The following is a 17,689-nucleotide window of genomic DNA, read 5'->3' on the forward strand; positions in this document are numbered from 1 at the left end:
CTTGCAGCTTGAAGCTTGAAACTTGCGACTTCTTCAAACCCTGAGGTCGTTGCATGCCATCTCCAATTTCCACCGACGTGCTGATTGTCGGCGCGGGTGTCGCCGGTCTCTGGCTGAACGCGCGTCTGCGTCGCCAAGGTTTCTCGACCGTGCTGGTGGAAAGCGCCAGCCTTGGTGGCGGACAGAGTGTGAAGTCCCAGGGCATCATCCACGGCGGCGCCAAATACGCGTTGCACGGGGCGCTCACCGGCGCCTCGGAAGCCATCGCCGACATGCCGCGTCGCTGGCGTGAAGCTCTGGCCGGCAACGGCGAACTGGATCTGACCGGCGTGCGCCTGCTGTCCGAAGCCCATTACCTGTGGTCGCCGGGCACCCTGGCCGGCAACCTCACCAGTTTCTTCGCCAGTAAAGCCGTGCGTGGCCGGGTCGATCAGGTCAAGGGCGATCAACTGCCGCCGGCCCTGCAAGACAAACGCTTCAAGGGCAAGGTCTACCGCCTCGCCGAACTGGTGATCGATGTGCCGAGCCTGATCCAGCGTCTGGCCGACCTGTCCGGTGACGGTCTGCTGGCCGGACAAAACATCGAGCCGTTGCTGGAAAGCGGCGTGCTGGTTGGCCTGAAGGTCGACGGCCGTGAGATTCGTGCCCAGCGCATCGTCCTCAGCGCCGGTGCCGGTACAGCCGATCTGCTGACTGCTTTGGGCCTGACCCATCCGGCCATGCAACGCCGGCCGCTGCACATGATCATCGCCAAAGGCCCGGGCCTGAAGCCGCTATATGCGCACTGCCTCGGTGGCGGCACCAAACCGCGCATCACCGTAACCACGCACCCGGCCGCCGACGGCCAGTGGGTCTGGTATCTGGGCGGCGACATTGCCGAATCCGAAGGCGTGGCCCGTGAACCGGCCGAACAAATCGCCACCGCCCAGAAAGAACTCGGTCAGCTATTGCCATGGATCGACCTGAGCACGGTGCAATGGGCCACCCTGCGCGTGGATCGCGCCGAACCGTTGCAAACCGGCCTGACCCGCCCGGACAACGCCTTCCTCGCTGAAGAAGGACGCCTGCTGGTCGGCTGGCCGACCAAACTGGCCCTGGCGCCGGACTTTGCTGACCGGGTGATGGCATCACTTCAACGCGACGGCATCCAGCCGAGCCATACGACCCCGCTGCCAGAACTGCCAAAACCACCGATGGGCGTTCCCGCCTGGGAGCAACTGCTGCCATGAGCCTGCCGACCCTGCACGACCTGCATCGCCCGCTGGGCAGCACCGGCCTGCTGGTTTCGCCACTGGGCCTGGGCACCGTCAAACTCGGCCGCGACCAGGGCGTGAAATACCCCAACGGCTTCCAGATCCCCGATGACGACGCCGCGCGCATGCTGCTCAAGCAGGCGCGGGAACTGGGCATCAACCTGATCGACACCGCACCGGCCTATGGCCGCAGCGAAGAACGCCTCGGCCCACTGCTGCGTGGTGAGCGTCAGGACTGGGTGATTGTCAGCAAGGTCGGCGAAGAATTTGTCGACGGCCAATCGACCCATGATTTCAGCGCCGCTCACACCCGGATGTCGGTGGAGCGCAGCCTGCAACGTCTGGAAACGGATTTTATCGACCTGGTGCTGGTGCACTCCGACGGCAACGACCTGGCGATCCTCAACGACAGCGAAGTCTACGCAACCCTCGCGGCGATGAAGGCCGAAGGCAAGATTCGCGGCTTCGGCTTCTCCGGCAAAACCGTCGACGGTGGCCTCAAGGCACTGGAGCAAGGCGACTGCGCAATGGTCACCTACAATCTGAACGAACAAAACGAGAAGGCGGTCATTGACTATGCTGCTGCCCACGGCAAAGCCATTCTGGTGAAAAAGGCGCTGGCCAGCGGTCATGTGTGCCTGAGTCCCGGTGTGGATCCGGTGCGCGCCAGCTTCGAGTTGCTGTTCGCCCAGCCCGGCGTGGCCAGTGCCATTGTCGGGACCATCAATCCGCTGCACCTCGCCCATAACGTTGCGACCGTTGCCCAGGTCCTTCGTGGTCACTGACGCCGCCTCGCGGCCTTAAGCAGGAGCCGACATGCCGCGTACGCTCATCAGAAAGAACCCGAGCAACTTCAAGACGCTGCCGCTGTTCGTCGAAGCCACGCCGGAAGGCCTGACCTATCAGAGCGTCGGCATGCCGCTGAATTTCACCCAGACCCTTCAGCGGCGTAAACCGGTCAACGTGGCTGACGCCGAGCGCTTTGCGCTGGAGCTGGCCAACCTTGGTGTTTCGGTGCGTCTGACCCTGCACTGGCAGAATCGCGATTACTGGGTGCTGGTGCGTCAGCGGCGGCAGGATCGCGGCGACGTCGTGCTCAAGTTGATTTCCGGTTACGTGCCAGCCCATGAACTGAATATTCCGCTGCACACGGCGATCCAGGAGATCGCCGAGGAATGCCTGCTGGAAACCCCGGAAGGCTGGCTCGGCGGGCGCTTCAACGACACCTGGCTGCCGGCGCCATACGCTTCGGCGCTGCATTATCGCGAGGCCCTGCCCTTTCGCCTGACGCCGCTGTCCGGTTCAGCCAGGCCGGTGCGCTGCGCCAATCTGCAATTGCTTGAACGGCCACGGGCTTACGTGCACTTGCCGACCGCGTCACTGCAATTGATCTATGACCTGCGGCTGGATGTACCCAAGGAAGCCAAGAGCCTCAGCCTGTTCCATGTCGATGAACGACTGGAAGGCGATCAACTGGTGGCCCGGCTGGACCGCAAGCGCCCCGATCTCTACCTGATGCCGCTCAAGGACGGCGCGCCCTTGGCCGAGTTGTATACCCTCAAGCGCGACAAACTCCTGCCGGCCGGCACCCGCGGGCTTTATCTGGCCGAAAGCTTTGCGACCCAGACGGGCTGGGTCGTGCGTGAAGAGCGGATTCGCTGGAAAGACTGGGTCGTGCAACAGGGCCTGCAACCGGCGAAGCCGCCTCGCGCGGGACTCAAGCAATTGAGTCTGAAGGCGCTGCGTCTGGTTGGCATCGGCAAGAAACGCGCGAGCAAATAGCCGACTAGCGCCGACGATCCATCCAGGTGCGCAAGGTCGCGAAGAAATGGAAATAGCGGTTTTCACGCTTGCCCATGCCGCGCTTGGGCGAAAACGACTCTTCGGCAAAAGCGCCGGTGATTCGCACCCGAGAGGCTTGGGTCGGTAGCGTGCAGACTTTGGCACCGGCCTGCTGTAGTGCGTACTTGAGCAAGCGCTCGGAGTGCAGCTTTCTTCCCGTGGCTTTGCAGAATTGGAAAATGCGCTCGATCCGCTTGCCATAGGCGACATAGGTATCGCGCCCGCAAATGGCAAAGCGGTCGTTCAACCCGCCCCACCACTGCCAGTCCGGAATGTAGGCAAAGTGCCTCCGGGCCTCTGAATGATTGAACACATAGGCGGGCAGCGGATTGTGGAAGAAATTGTCCGGGCGCACGAACACGACGAAATCGGGATTGAAGGTTTCGATCATGCTGGTCACTGTGTGCAGTGAATTGAGCTGATAGATCAGGTTGCGCAGCGACGCATAGTCATCGGCCCAAGTATCGCCCTGCGCTTTGACCTGCTCGAAATCCCAACGCTCCAGTACCCCGTCAGTCGAAGTCAGGGCCCCGATCATCGGCTCGAATGGCTGATAGTTGTCAGCCCTCAACTCGCCTTTTTCGCCCGAGCGGAAGTTCTGTACTTCATCGATTTTGTACAAATGATAGAAGCACTGTACGTCGCTGCCCGCCGGAAACTGCGCCAGAACGTTCTGTTCAATGGAAGGGAAGCAAATCTGCGAATTTCTCGGGATCCCGAAAAAAGCGACGGCAATTTTCAACACTCAACAGCACCTTCTATTTTTGGCAAAAGAGCTTTTGCCACCAGCGACGCGGCTGCAAAGGCACCACAATGACGTCCGACTGCTGCAGCCAGTCGCGCTCGTAATCCCAGGCATGCCCACCCCACAGTTTCCCCGATTCGTTGGAAAACCCCAGGGTCATGAGCTGATAGGAATAACCGGCGTGACCGCGCAACCAGTCTAAAACCACCAGCGTATTGAAACCGGTAGATGGCCCAACGTAGCGCTTGCCGCCCGGACGGTCGACGGGATAGTTCCACAGAGCCGGCAGCGGGATACGATCCCAATACATGGCCACCCGTGGCAACGGACACATCGGTGCGGCGCAGCCGACCAGCATGGTGAAACAACGCTCGCCCGCATGCTCGAACAACCGTTGCACGTCCGGGCCGTAAGGCAGACCAAAAAAATAGGCGTCCGGCGCGTTATAGCCATGCACGAAGACGTTCAAGCTGTGCTCGTTGAGCAGCGGCGCCTTGATGCAGGTGTTGAAACTGACGACGACGTCATTGGCGCTGATATTCAGCGCCTGAAAATCCGCCGCCGTGATGGCCGGATTATTCGCGATCAGGATGACCCGGTGCGCGCGGCTCAGGCATTCGCGCAATGGCTCGGGCAACGCGTCCAACACCGACTGGTCACCGCCGGGGAGCGCATCCAGCGCCATATGTTCATCCTTCATTCAGACCGGCACCTTCATGCCGAAACGCAGTTTCACCCAGAACCGCGTGAATGCTGACGGCGGCTGCCATGGGCGCATCTCGCGCTGTATTTCAGTGGCGAGGGCCTGGCCGACACGGGCGAAGGAATAGCGACTTTCTGCAAAGGCCTGACCATTGCTGGCAATACGCTGCGACAGCTCCGGATCGCCCTGCAACAGCTTGATCTTTTCCACCGCCTCGTCTTCGCTGCGATAGAACACGGTGTTGTGCATGTCTTCGAAGCCAAGCAACTTGTCTTCTTCGCCCTGACTCCAGGCCAGCAGCACACAACCGCAGGCCATGGCTTCGTAGTTCTTGATCATGAACTCGTTCATGCCGATGTCGGCGCTGACGAAAATCTTGATGCGATTGAGCGTTTCCAGGTATTCGGAGCCGGAGCGGGTACGGGTCACCAGCATACCGGTACGCTGCGCCAGCGATTCGAGCAGTGCCTTGCGCTGGGCGTACTCGGTACTTTTCAGGCTGCCGAGAAAACCGATGGGAATGTCGCGCTCGGACCCGGTGTTGCGCAGCATCTGCTCGTCGTAACCCTTGGAGACGAACACCGTGTCGATGCCTTCAGCGAGCATCTTGCGTGCGACCACCGCCCCGGAAACCAGCGCCCGGCAACTCGGCAGGCGCCTGTAGAGACGCGAATAAACGCCACGATATTTACTGGCGGGCATGTAGTTCTGGTAGGCATCGTGTTCGAGAAAGACCAGCCCGGGGATGCACTTGAGCACCCGCAGTTGCGAGACCAGGCGCTTGACCCTGGAGAAGATAACGACACGATCAAAGGTCTGGTAATCAACCGAGGCCAAAAAAGGCCCCAGGTTCATCTGTTGCTGTTTGCTGAGCCGATAGATGACACATTCATCACAGTTCTGCTGCACGATGTCGTAGAGCCGGTCGAGAATGACCCGCTGTTCATTCATCACCAGGAGCATGACTTTCATAGGTTAAATGACCACACGATGCAGGCAGGCAAGCGCAGCGGATTCAAACCTGCCAACATCAACGGAAACGGTTAGATCCCCAAGGCAAAATCCGTTCACACGCAGTCCAAAACAATAAAGTTCCATCTGATCAACGACTGCGGATTTTTTCGACAATCGCGGTGGTTGAACTGTTTTCCACCAGTCCCAGCACTTTCACGGTGCCGCCATAAGCCGTCACGATGTCGGCGCCGACCACCTGGTCAATCCCGTAATCCCCGCCCTTGACCAGCACGTCCGGCTTGACCTCACGCAGCAGGTTTTCTGGCGTGCCTTCAGGGAAGCTGATGACCCAGTCCACCGCCCCAAGCCCCGCCAGCACAGCCATACGTCGATCGACACTGTTGATCGGACGGCCAGGCCCCTTGAGGCGGCTGACCGAAGCATCGTCGTTGACCGCGACAATCAAACGATCGCCTTGAGCCCGCGCCTGCTCCAGGTAGGTCACATGACCTGCATGGAGGATGTCGAAGCAGCCATTGGTGAAAACGATTTTTTCGTTGTGTGCACGGGCATCGGCCACCGCCAGCAGCAGTTGCTCCAGACCCAGCACGCCGCGCTCGGAACCTTCTTCACGCTGAATGGCGCGACGCAGCTCCGGAGCGCTGATCGCCGCCGTACCGAGCTTACCAACGACGATGCCCGCCGCCAGGTTGGCCAGCGCCACCGCGTGTGGCAGTTCCTCACCGGCAGCAATCGCCGCCGCAAGGGTGGAAATCACCGTGTCGCCGGCACCGGTCACGTCGAACACTTCACGGGCCCGCGCAGGCAAATGCAAAGCCGGATGATCCGGACGCAGCAGGGTCATGCCGTGCTCGCCACGGGTCACCAGCAATGCGCCGAGATCCAGGTCGTGCATCAGCTTCGCGCCCTTGGTCACCAGCTCGTGCTCATCGGCGCAACCGCCGACGATTGCTTCGAACTCGCTGAGGTTCGGGGTGATCAGGCTCGCGCCCCGGTAGATCGAGAAATCCTTGCCCTTCGGGTCGGCCAGCACCGGAATGCCTTTGGCACGGGCGGCCTGGATCAGCGCCTGATGGTTTCTCAGGGCGCCTTTGCCGTAGTCGGACAGCACCAGCACCTTGATGCCTTCAAGCAGGTCATCGACCTGCGCGCCGAGGGCCAGGGCGTCGGTGGCGAACGGTTCTTCGAAGTCGATACGCAGCAATTGCTGGTGCCGGCTCATGACCCGCAGCTTGACGATGGTCGGCTGGTGCGCAATGCGCTGGAACAAGGCTCGCACGCCCGCACCCTTGAGGCTGTTGCTCAGGCTGTCGGCGGCTTCGTCGTCACCGGTCACACCGACCAGCGACGCCGGCGCACCCAGCGCAGCAATGTTCAAGGCAACGTTGGCGGCACCGCCCGGGCGGTCTTCGATTTGCTCGACTTTAACGACAGGAACCGGCGCCTCAGGGGAAATCCGTGAGGTACCGCCATGCCAGTAACGGTCGAGCATGACATCGCCGACCACCAAGACAGGGGCTTGATCGAATCGCGGCATGGACAACTTCATGGAGCAACCCACATACAAAATGAACAGGGGCGCGATATTAACACAGGGTCAAGGGCCGTCCGCCTCAATCTGAAAGGTCGCGCACCCAGAACAACTCGTGGCGCCGCACAGCCTTGCGGAAAAACTCATTACTGCCAGTGACAGGCCAGCGACGCCCCGCCAGTCCCTGCTGGATCCAGCGGCGCAATTGCCGTTTGAACACTTGCCCGCCCTGCAAGTCGTGCTCCATGGCTAACGCCATGGCCTTATCCAGTTGCACGTCCGGCGACAGCACCGGACTCCACAAGCGGTTGGCCGGCAATGGTTCGATGGCTGGCGGCAGCGCGATTCCGCCACCGGCAGGGCCCATTGGCCAGCGGTCGTTGTCATGCAAATGATTGGCGTACAGCAACATCGTCGTCGGCTTCCAGCTACTCAGGCCAACGGCCTCAAGCAGCGCTTGAGTCGAGGCGACGTGATCGCTGTGTGGATCCAGCTCGGGATGCGGCGTGACGACGACCTCTGGACGGTAATGCTTCAGAAGCGCCGTCAGGTCTTCGACAAGGTTCTGCCAAGTTGGCTGCCCGTCAACATCGGCGGGCAAGGTCAGCGGATTGTGACGGCGCACAGTGCGCACATCGCCTTCCTGCGACTCGAGGGAACCGAAAGCCGTGGCCGGTTCAGCGGCCATCGCAGGCAATTGCAGGCAGTAATAACCCAGCTGCACGCAACGTTCGGCCGGCACGCCACCCCACAGAGGAATCACCAGACTGTCCCAACTGCGCAAACGCCCCTTCAACCGCGCTGCGGCGGCCTCATCAAGGCCCATACGCTGGAAATCTTCAGCTTCGATCTCGCCTTGGGTCAGGGTGACGATGCTGACGTCTTCACTACGGCTGTAAAGACCGAATGCCGCAAGCTCGGCATCGTCGGCATGAGGAGCGATGACCATAACGCGCTGGCGGCTGTAATCAGGGTTCGCCATGACCCAAAGCGTGCCCATGGTACCCGCCGTGCAATATCGTCCGCGCAGGGTCAGCACGCCCTGCGCCAAAGCATCTGCCTGCCCGGAAAGGTTTAGGTAACGCCGCCCTTTCACCCCGCGCTCGAAGTCCTGGCGATCATCCCCCACCGCAACGTAGGGATCGAGCCAGCGACCCAGCCAGCCAGCCTTCAATTCAAGTTCGAGAATGAGTGTCTCGCCCGGCGCCAACGGCTCGCTCAGACGCACCACACCGCCGTCCAGACTGACAGTCTGTCGCGCGGTGTCCGCAGGAAAGTCGTATTGGTAGTCGTCGGACGGCCGGTAAAACAAGTGATCGGCAAACCACGCTTCGTGGGCAACCCAGGCCAGTACCAGCAACAGCGGCACCAGCGACCAGCCGACCAGAAAGCCGACCAGAAACAGCGCAACCACGAAGGCGATGAGGAACAGACGCTTGCCGCGTCGGTGTGCCTTGAGAAGCTGTTGCTTGCGAGCGCTCATCAATTCAGACCTTGTAGACCGGCACCGTGTGGCACCAGCGATCCTTGTACTCACGGTCGGCACGACCGAATGAATAACGCAAAGGCTTACCCAGTGCCTGCGCGTCTGCCCAGGCCTGCTGGGTATTGACGAAACTCAACACGCTACCGGGGCTGAACTCGCGACTCTGCGGGTCGACGCCACCATTGATGTATTCCAGCGAGACCCATTGCGGCGCTTCGACGCGGTACAAAACCTGAATGGCCACGGGTGCCGATTCGAGCATGACCACGGAACCGGTCATGAACTCACGCAATAGAGTGAATACCTCAACGAGCCCGGCCCTGCCAGGTACTTCGAAGCCCCAGCGGCGTTCGAACAGATCACTGTAAGTCTGCGCCTGCTGCGCCGCAGTAAAGTCCGACATCGGCACCAGCGAACCACCCGCCTCTTCCAGCAGGCGCTGTTCGCGACGCTGGTTGTAGCGAAATTTCTTCGAATACTCTTCCGGCAACCGGGCCAGGGCCAAGCCCTCCGGCTGCACTTTCAAGGTACTGATCTGCTCGGCATTGAGCTGGGACACATAGGCCATGCGCTGGCGAACCGGCACGACGACATCCGGCGCGATCGGCAGAATGATTTCGGCATTACCCATGTCGAGCAATCCGCGTTTGCCCTCGCGCTTGAGCACTTCCTTGGACAAGGCCACATGACGGCCCCAGCAAGGAATCGCAGCTACTACCTCGTCGCCAACGACCCAGCCCAGATAACGCAGTTCGATGCCCACGAACATCGACAGCCGCTCGACCACCTCGGGATGCGTGGCAAAGCTGCCGCCGAAGCGCTGCCAGGCGCGGGCGTAAGCATCCTGGTCTATCTCCGTCCAGCCACGCTCACGAATGCTGCGAAACACCTTCAGCATACGTTGGTCGCGTGGGCTGGCTGGAGCTCGTCACCTTCTTCAAACTCCTTGGCATGCAGACGGGAGTAATAGCCGTTCTGCTCCAGCAGTTGCGCGTGGGTTCCGCGCTCGACGATCCGGCCTTCATCCATGACCAGAATCAGGTCGGCCTTCTCGATGGTGCTCAAGCGGTGAGCGATCACCAGGGTCGTGCGGTTTTGCACCACGTGATCCAGCGCCGCCTGAATATGCCGTTCCGACTCGGTATCGAGGGCAGACGTAGCCTCGTCGAGAATCAGCAGCGGCGCATCCTTGAGCAGCGCCCGGGCGATGGCAATGCGCTGGCGCTGGCCGCCAGACAGCAACACGCCGTTTTCACCGACCAGGGTTTCGTAACCTTCCGGCATCTTGATGATGAATTCATCGGCATAGGCCTCGGAGGCGGCCCGTTTGACCTCCTCGAACGGCGCACCCGCCAGGTCGCCATAAGCGATGTTGTTGGTCACCGTATCGTTGAACAGCGTGACCTGCTGGGTCACCAGCGCAATCTGGCGACGCAGACTGTGCAAGGTAAAGTCCTGCACACGGATGCCATCGAGCAGAATCTCGCCCTGTTCATGCTGATAGAAACGTGGAATAAGGCCGGCAAGCGTCGACTTGCCGCTGCCCGAACGCCCCACCAGCGCGACCATTTGCCCCGGTTCAACGACAAAACTGATGTCGTTGAGCACCTGCTTGTCGGTGTCCGGGTATTGGAAACTGAGGTTGCGCACTTCCAGACGCCCCTCAAGGCGATCCTGTTCGACCGTGCCCTCATCCACTTCAGCCGGTTCATCCAGTTGCTCGAAAATACTTTCGGCACCGGCTACGCCTTTCTGAATGGTCGAGCTGACTTCCGAGAGCTGGCGAATCGGTTTTGGCAACAAACCAGCCATGGTGATGTATGCCACCAGGTCCCCCGGTGAGGCATCGCCACGAAGGTACAGCACGAGGAACATGACCACGGCCATGGCGCTGTAAGTCACCAGTTGCAGCATCGGTGTGTAAACTGCGCCGGTCTTGGTCATTGTCAGTTGCTTGTCGGTGTTGCTCTGGCTGGCCTCGCGAAAGCGGGTCTTTTCATAGAGTTCGCCGCCGAAACTGCGCACAACGCGATAACCATGAATCGTCTCGGAGGCAACGTGCGTGACGTTGCCCATCGACACCTGGATCTTTTTGCTTTGCTTGCGGAATTTCTTGCTGGTGCTGTTCACCATGATGCCGATCACCGGCAGGATGGCCACCATCACCAGCGTAAGCTTCCAGTTCATCCACAACAGGGTGAAGAACAGGAAAATCACGGTCATGCCTTCGCGAATGACCACCTTGATCGCGTCCGTTGCCGCGCCGGTGACCATGGTCACGTTGAAGGTAATCCGGGAAATCAGATGGCCGGAGTTGTTCTTGTCAAAGAACCGGTTAGGCAACTCCAGCAGCTTGTTGAACAGCACCACCCGCAGGTCATGCACCAATCCCAGGGAAACCCGGGCCAGGAAGAAGTTGCCAAGGTACGAACCCACGCCCTGTAACAGCGCGATGAGCACGATCATCAACGGCACGGTTTCGAGCAACTGCAATTTGCCCAGATAAGGGTTGCCTGGAAACAGACTGGCTTCAGGATTGGCCAGACCATCGACGAAATACTTGAGGATGTAAGCGAGCATCGGTTGAGTCGATGCGAAGATCAGAAACCCGACGATGCTGAGAAGAAAGAGGCCGGCATAAGGCCGCACGTAAGCCAAAAGGCGGAAATAGATCGCCAGCGTTGACTGGGCTTTCGGTTCAGGACTGCTCATGGTGATCCGCACAATTCAGTGAGGCGGGGATGATATCACACGCATTTTTACCCCGATAAACATGACTTCAAGCCAGCCCTTGATCAAGTCGGTTAAGATACGCCGCTAATGATGGGGAGCCCGATAATGCAATCGATTGATCACAGCACCTACGAGGCACTGCGCGCCGGTGCACACGTACTGGAAGCCGACGGCTCCGGTGACAAGGTGCTTCGATTGGCCGATGGATGCATGCTCAAGCTGTTCCGTCGCAAACGCCTGCTCAGTTCGGCACTGTTCTATCCGTACGCACAACGCTTTGCCGACAACACCAGAGCACTGGAACAGCGCGGCGTTCTTTGCCCAAAAGTCATCGCTGTATACCGCATCCCGAGTATCGAGCGCGACTGCGTTTATTACAGTCCACTGGCGGGCAAGACCGTGCGCCAGCTGCAAGGCTCCAGCGAAGGGACGGACACACTTAGATTTCAACTGGGCGCGTATTTCGCGCAATTGCACGAGAAAGGTGTGTACTTCCGATCGCTGCACTTCGGCAACGTCGTGCTGACCCCGGACAACCAATTGGGCCTGATCGATATCGCCGACCTGCGCTGCCAGAAGCGCGCACTCAGCGACAGCAAACGCCTGCGCAACTTCGCCCACTTGCTGCGTTACAAGGAAGACCGGCAATGGTTGCTGGGGGAAGACGCCGGCGATACGTTTATCGAGGGTTACCGGCAGGCCCTGCCGAGCAACCGGCAGGCACCTCTGATCTCGCGCCTGCGCCCGCTGCTGGGTTGAGCCTTAGCGGCCGATGACCACCACCGTGGCACCTTTGCGATTGGCGAAATGCTCGATGACGCGCAGCTTGTGCGCCGCCAGCCACTCGTTCAGCCATGGTTCGTCACCCTTTGCTTCAATGACGAAATAACGAAAGTCACTGGCATGAGCTGCCGACATGGCTTCTTCCTGAGTCAGAACAGGCATTACATAGCCGCGACCGGCGTAGTAGCTGATCCGCCCATCCTCGAAGTAAGTCGGCGCACCCGGCTCGACGTGGGAGGACATCCAGCGTCCCGCCTCGACATAGTGGGTTTTGCCGGCCCCAGTGGAAATGACGTTGGCCAGCATCACCAGCAACCCTACGATCACCAGCCCCTTGCCCCATCGCGGAAACTCGCGGACAAACGCCGCCAGCCCCATCGCCAGCACCGGCACAAACAGAAGATTCAGGAAGCTCAGGTAGCGTGTATTCATGAACTGCTGCTTGATGAAAAACAGCACCAGAACAAGCAGGTAACACAGCGCCGCCCAGGCGAAGGGACGGTAGTCGCGCCAGTAAATGCCCAGCACCACCCAGTTGCGACGCAATATGAACGGCACAGCAAAAGGCCCCATCAACTTCACGAAAGTGATGGCCATGGTCGCCAGGATGCCGAAGAAAATGATCCGCCCGGCTTCGTCCTGGGAGTACTTGTTGATGAGTGAATTGGCGAACTGGTCGCATAGCATCTGAAACGACGACAGCACGCCACGAGGTTCAATCATGTTCAGATAGAGCATCACGCGGGCAGACAGAAGCACGCCGGACACCGAGATCACCAGCAGACCCAGGATCGGCAACAGTGAAAACTGGAAGAATTGCAGGCGCCGAGTCGAAGACCAGAGATTGGGCAGTTGCCACAATCCCAATGCCACCACCATCAGTAACGCCTCCAGGCGAAACAACGCCGCCGCGACAATCGCCAGATGAATGAGAGCAGCACGCAACCAGCCGCCTCGCGTCTGCCAGCGAAACGCGAGCCACAGCGCAAGCGTGCAAAAAAACCAGAAACCGCACTCACGAATGATGTCGTTACGAAAGGCATTGACCGCAGGCATTGCCAGCACCACCAGACAAGCCCAGCGAGTGATGTGGGGGGTACGCTGGCGGATGCAATCAACCATCAACGCGCTGGTGCCGGCAAAAAACAGTCCGCACCAGAGATAGGCACTCAGCTCCAGTGGCAGATGCAGGACGGCATGGGTGCCTGCCAGAAGTAAGGAAAACCAGGGCCAATCGAACGCTGCCCACGCCACATTGGGCCCATGCTCGGTGACTTGCTGCGCAATATCGATGTACAGCGCCGCATCACGCCCGACGGTTGCAGTACCCATGACTGCGATCAACGAGAGCAGAACACTGCCCCAAAATGCCAGCCAAACTGGGTATTCGTCGATGATTCTGGATACTCGAGTTCCCACTTTACTGCCCGTACCTTTCACCCAGCCACCTCATCGACACTCGTTACCAGGTACGCGCCTGTTCACCGCGAACCATTTACCGAAACAGCAACCGCAAAGCCTTGCGAGTGTATGACCAGCGCGAGAACGTGCGCCAGTCTGCACGCAACGCCTGAAAATAGAACCCTTTGGCCAGAGCGTATTCGCCGTGAGAGTAACAATCACGAAACAACGACAGGCAGCGCTGCGCCAGAAACGCCTGACGCAGGTCAAGCATCTCTTCAGGCATGCGTCGACTGGAGAACACTTCACTCACAACCTGCTCTGTACCGGCGGCAAGGCTTTGACGCAAATCATGTCGCATGCTGTCAGCGTGCTTGTAGATAAGGGCCAGAGGCTTGTCCAGAACGCTGCACGGGAAACGCGCCAGCACTTGGGCAAACACTGGCAGATCCTCGACGTTGCGCAAATGCTCAGGATACGTGCCAGGAACGAACACTTCGCGATGCATCGCGCAGGCCCCGTTGGAAATCGACACGGTCTTGTCCAGCAGGTAGCCCTGTAATCGCTGCCGGGGGGTTAAAGGCAGAGGTTTGGCTGGCTGCAGGCTGTGCCTGCCATCAGCAAACACCGACCAATGGGCACCAATGACCATCATGGTTTGAGGGTTATTGGCAATATGCTCCGAAAGCGCAGCCAGCGCGCCGGGCGCCATTTCGTCGTCGGAGTCGAGGAAAATCAGATATTGCCCGCTCGTCTCCTCAAGCCCGCGATTGCGCACGGTAGACAACCCGCCATTGCTTTTGCGCAACGCACGAAAACGCCCGCCATGCTCGAGCAGAAGCCTCTCCACTACCTCAGGCGTCTCATCCGTCGACCCATCGTCGATGACCAACAGATCCGCCGCAGCCTCATCCAACTGCGCCAACACCGACTCCACTGCACGAGGCAGCGTTCGTGCGTAGTTGTAAACCGGAATAACGACGCTGATCAGTGTCTCAGTCAAGACCGTATCCCTTCACACCCTCTTTAACGACCAGAATATCTTCCATGATCAGGTACTGCAGATCCGAGCCGAAGAACATGTTCAGGGCATCGGTCGGCGAGCAGATCATCGGTTCACCACGGCGGTTGAGCGAGGTGTTCAGGGACACGCCGTTGCCGGTCAGCACTTCCAGCGCCTTCATCATGTCGTAGTAGCGCGGGTTGTATTCGCGCTTGAGCACCTGGGCCCGGGACGTACCGTCTTCGTGGACGACTTCCGGCACTCGGGTCTTCCACTCTTCCGCCACTTCGAAGGTGAAGGTCATGAACGGCGCCGGATGATCGATCTTGATCATCTGTGGCGCAACGGTGTCGAGCATCGACGGGCAGAAAGGCCTCCAGCGCTCGCGGAACTTGATCTGGTGGTTGATGCGATCAGCCACGCCAGCCACGCTCGGGCAACCGATGATCGAACGACCACCCAGTGCACGCGGACCGAATTCCATGCGGCCCTGGAACCAGGCCACCGGGTTGCCATCGACCATGATTTTGGCAATCTGCTCCGGCATGTTGTCGAGCTTGCGCCAGGTCGGCTTGTTCTCGTGACGGGCGCACGCGGCGATCACGTCTTCGTTGCTGTACGACGGGCCGAGGTAGACGTGTTCCATCTTCTCGACCGGCACGCCACGGGCGTTCGACACATAGGCTGCTGCGCCGACTGCGGTGCCGGCATCGCCGGAAGCAGGCTGCACGAACAGCTCCTTGACGTCGTCACGGGCGATGATTTTCTGGTTGAGCTTGACGTTCAACGCACAGCCACCGGCGTAGGCCAGCTTGCCGGTTTCCTTGAGCACGTCGCCCAGATAGTAGTCGATCATCTGCAGCGCGATTTTTTCGAACAGCGCCTGAATGCTGGCGGCGTAGTGGATGTACGGCTCGTCGGCGATGTCGCCCTCGCGCTTCGGACCCAGCCACTCGATCAGCTTCGGCGAGAAGTAGTAACCCTTGCCCTTCTCTTTATAGCGACGCAGGCCGATCACGTTGGCGTAGTCAGTGTTGATCACCAGCTCGCCGTTCTCGAACGAGGCCAGACGCGAGAAATCGTATTTGCTGGCGTCGCCGTATGGCGCCATGCCCATGACCTTGAACTCACCGTCGAGCATGTCGAACCCGAGGAACTCGGTGATCGCGCCATACAGGCCGCCAAGGGAGTCCGGATCGAAGAATTCCTTGATCTTGTGGATCTTGCCGTTTTCGCCATAACCGAAGAAGGTCGTGGCGTACTCGCCCTTGCCGTCGATGCCGAGGATCGCGGTTTTCTCTTTGAAACCCGAGCAGTGGTAGGCGCTGGAAGCGTGGGCCAGGTGGTGTTCCACCGGTTCGATCTTGATTTTCTTCGGATCGAAGCCCAGTTGCTCCAGGCACCAGACGATCTTGTTGCGATAGCGCTTGTAGCGACGGTTGCCCATCAGGATCGCGTCGAGCGCGCGATCCGGGGCGTACCAGTAACGTTTGGCGTATTGCCAGCGAGCCTTGCCGAAAATGCTGATCGGGGCGAACGGAATCGCGACCACGTCAACGTCGGACGGCTTGATGCCAGCCTGCTCCAGGCAGAACTTCGCCGATTCGTAGGGCATGCGGTTCTTTGCATGTTTATCGCGTACGAAGCGCTCTTCCTCAGCCGCCGCGACCAGCTTGCCGTCGATGTACAAGGCTGCTGAAGGATCATGGCTAAGGGCGCCGGACAGGCCAAGAATCGTCAATGCCACAGGGGTCTAGCCTCTTTAGTCTGCATTCAGGCGCGATGCGCCTTGAAAAATGATGTGCCCCCGCACCGGGCGAGAGACAGCTAAAGGGCGGGATTATAGCTTAAAAACGCCGACAAACCTCTAGCGGAACTGGCCGGCCGGTGCGTTGACACTCAAGCAGCGTCGACATAGACTCCAGCACAAATGGACTGGGAGATCCCGGTCGGCGCTAATGCCTCGGTGAGATCATCGGGGCTTTTCGCTTTCTGGGGATGGGAAAAGCTTCAAACCCCAATTCTCGAAACCCTCTCCAACTTTGCTCCGCCCCCCCGCTGCAATAGAACTTGCGCTTAAGCACGTCAAAAGCACGGTTTCCCTGACCCGCCCTCAAAAAGCTCATGCCAATGGGCCTCGCAACAAGATCGGCTAGCTGCAGGCCGGTGGAGTTCACCTGTTTGGTTGCAAAAACGATGTCTAACGGCAGTTGAATACCCCATCGATTCGCCTCACCACACATCCTGCGAAACTCCAACTCAAGCTCGTTATCCTCTCGCTTTCCTCGACGCTCGAAAATCACATGCGTCAGCGCCCCCTGCTGATTCTTCTCTTGCAAAAACTCGTAGAGCGTTTCCAGACAAAAGCCGAGAGCAAGGTGATAAGGATTGTGTCCCGTGCCTTGTTTTTCGCGGAGGGAAGCCTTGTCTACGACGCAACTGATCAAAACAAAGTTGCTGGCTTCAATGATGCAAGTCAGCTCCTCAAGAAAAGCATTTTTGTGATCTCTGGACATGAAGAGACCAGAAAACGATCCTTTTTCTTTACGAATTTCGAGTTCATGCAGACCGATCAGATCGTGCCCCATATGTGCAAACTTGAATTTCTGTAGAGCAGGAATGACTTTCTCGCAGTAATGCCTTTTATGAAAGGCACAAAACGCGAGCACGAAGACTGGATAGTTGGGATCCAGTGTCTGCATTCCGTGATCACCGCTCTCATCGACATAAACGATGATATCGCTGTATTCACTGATTGGGGACAACGTGATTACCCACGGCCTGATCGCCAATAAACACCGACATTCCCGTCCACCGCCTGGCGATAGATCGTATACGGCAGGCAAGCCGTGTCGAAGACGCCGGACAGAGTCAGGTCAAGCAGGAAGACCGGCACCAGAATGCCGGTAGGATCGGGCGGCGCGTGCAGCAGACAGAAATCATGGGCGAGTTCACTGTAGATGCGCGGAATTAACTGACAGTAAGTTTTCTGTTTGCGCAGACAGCGCGTGGCGGCTTCGTCGCCCCGCAACACCGTAACGGCGGTGCCACAGCCGGACAGCGCCAGGGAAAATGCCCCGATAGCGATAGAGGTTTCGATGGTCAAGATTTGCCCTCCGGGTACGTCGGGACAAACTAGCACCGGGGTTTTGCGAGGGGTAGTTCATGGGTTCTGGCAAGGCTGTAGGAGAAATCACAAGGATTTGTCACCACGAACCTCGCCAGATTTTTATT

15 protein-coding genes and 1 pseudogene are annotated in these 17,689 nt (G+C 59.2%); 4 read left to right on the forward strand and 12 right to left on the reverse strand.

Annotated elements, in window-relative coordinates; all coding sequences use genetic code 11:
- Positions 1–53 precede the first annotated feature (53 nt).
- The 3 genes from CAF79_RS26500 to CAF79_RS26510 are packed head-to-tail and all read left to right on the forward strand — an operon-like array spanning position 54 to position 3,035.
- The gene (locus tag CAF79_RS26500) at positions 54–1,229 is read left to right on the forward strand and encodes an FAD-binding oxidoreductase (RefSeq protein ID WP_085701046.1); all 1,176 of its coding nucleotides are present in this window, start codon (positions 54–56) and stop codon (positions 1,227–1,229) included.
- Entirely contained in the window at positions 1,226–2,038 is an 813-nt protein-coding gene (locus CAF79_RS26505; RefSeq protein ID WP_085701047.1) for an aldo/keto reductase, read from the forward strand. The genes CAF79_RS26500 and CAF79_RS26505 overlap by 4 nt, the downstream gene beginning before the upstream one ends.
- Before the next feature lie 31 nt (positions 2,039–2,069).
- Entirely contained in the window at positions 2,070–3,035 is a 966-nt protein-coding gene (locus CAF79_RS26510) for a metal ABC transporter ATPase (protein ID WP_085701048.1), read from the forward strand.
- 4 nt (positions 3,036–3,039) lie between these two features.
- On the opposite strand, the gene CAF79_RS26515 is transcribed toward CAF79_RS26510, so the two are convergent.
- From CAF79_RS26515 to msbA, 7 genes are all read right to left on the reverse strand, one after another.
- Positions 3,040–3,840, reverse strand: a complete 801-nt coding sequence (locus CAF79_RS26515) for a hypothetical protein (RefSeq protein ID WP_085701049.1) — start codon at positions 3,838–3,840, stop codon at positions 3,040–3,042.
- A 13-nt stretch (positions 3,841–3,853) separates the two neighbouring features.
- Complete coding sequence (locus CAF79_RS26520) at positions 3,854–4,540, reverse strand: hypothetical protein (protein WP_085701050.1); 687 nt, start codon at positions 4,538–4,540, stop codon at positions 3,854–3,856.
- The gene (locus tag CAF79_RS26525) at positions 4,541–5,515 is read right to left on the reverse strand and encodes a glycosyltransferase (RefSeq protein ID WP_085701051.1); all 975 of its coding nucleotides are present in this window, start codon (positions 5,513–5,515) and stop codon (positions 4,541–4,543) included. It abuts the gene before it with no gap.
- 130 nt (positions 5,516–5,645) lie between these two features.
- Positions 5,646–7,067 carry a bifunctional D-glycero-beta-D-manno-heptose-7-phosphate kinase/D-glycero-beta-D-manno-heptose 1-phosphate adenylyltransferase HldE gene (gene hldE, locus CAF79_RS26530; protein WP_085701052.1) on the reverse strand — a complete coding sequence of 474 codons (1,422 nt, stop codon included), beginning with the start codon at positions 7,065–7,067 and terminating at the stop codon, positions 5,646–5,648.
- Between the two features lie 64 nt (positions 7,068–7,131).
- On the reverse strand, positions 7,132–8,532 hold the full coding sequence (locus CAF79_RS26535; RefSeq protein WP_085701053.1) for a PIG-L deacetylase family protein: 1,401 nt from the start codon (positions 8,530–8,532) through the stop codon (positions 7,132–7,134).
- 4 nt (positions 8,533–8,536) lie between these two features.
- On the reverse strand, positions 8,537–9,433 hold the full coding sequence (locus tag CAF79_RS26540; RefSeq protein ID WP_085701054.1) for a GNAT family N-acetyltransferase: 897 nt from the start codon (positions 9,431–9,433) through the stop codon (positions 8,537–8,539).
- Positions 9,427–11,247 carry a lipid A export permease/ATP-binding protein MsbA gene (gene msbA / locus CAF79_RS26545; protein WP_085701055.1) on the reverse strand — a complete coding sequence of 607 codons (1,821 nt, stop codon included), beginning with the start codon at positions 11,245–11,247 and terminating at the stop codon, positions 9,427–9,429. Before msbA ends, CAF79_RS26540 begins: the two co-directional genes overlap by 7 nt.
- A 126-nt stretch (positions 11,248–11,373) precedes the next feature.
- Between msbA and CAF79_RS26550 the strand changes: the two genes are divergently transcribed.
- A complete protein-coding gene (locus tag CAF79_RS26550; protein WP_085701056.1) occupies positions 11,374–12,027 on the forward strand; it encodes a lipopolysaccharide kinase InaA family protein in 654 nt (217 codons plus the stop codon).
- A 3-nt stretch (positions 12,028–12,030) separates the two neighbouring features.
- On the opposite strand, the gene CAF79_RS26555 is transcribed toward CAF79_RS26550, so the two are convergent.
- The 5 genes and pseudogenes from CAF79_RS26555 to CAF79_RS26575 form a co-directional block, all read right to left on the reverse strand.
- A complete protein-coding gene (locus CAF79_RS26555; RefSeq protein ID WP_085701057.1) occupies positions 12,031–13,491 on the reverse strand; it encodes a hypothetical protein in 1,461 nt (486 codons plus the stop codon).
- A 55-nt stretch (positions 13,492–13,546) separates the two neighbouring features.
- Positions 13,547–14,455 carry a glycosyltransferase family A protein gene (locus CAF79_RS26560; protein ID WP_085701058.1) on the reverse strand — a complete coding sequence of 303 codons (909 nt, stop codon included), beginning with the start codon at positions 14,453–14,455 and terminating at the stop codon, positions 13,547–13,549.
- Positions 14,448–16,202 (reverse strand): carbamoyltransferase, encoded by a 1,755-nt coding sequence (locus CAF79_RS26565; protein WP_085701059.1) that lies wholly within the window; start codon positions 16,200–16,202, stop codon positions 14,448–14,450. Before CAF79_RS26565 ends, CAF79_RS26560 begins: the two co-directional genes overlap by 8 nt.
- Positions 16,203–16,427: 225 nt before the next feature.
- A pseudogene (locus tag CAF79_RS26570) lies at positions 16,428–17,214 on the reverse strand (DUF3800 domain-containing protein); the annotation flags it as partial.
- Between the two features lie 11 nt (positions 17,215–17,225).
- Positions 17,226–17,561, reverse strand: coding sequence for a YceK/YidQ family lipoprotein (locus CAF79_RS26575; RefSeq protein ID WP_085701060.1), 336 nt, complete (start codon positions 17,559–17,561; stop codon positions 17,226–17,228).
- Positions 17,562–17,689 lie beyond the last annotated feature (128 nt).

Source organism: Pseudomonas sp. B26(2017) (assembly GCF_002113045.1).
Classification (GTDB): Bacteria; Pseudomonadota; Gammaproteobacteria; order Pseudomonadales; family Pseudomonadaceae; genus Aquipseudomonas.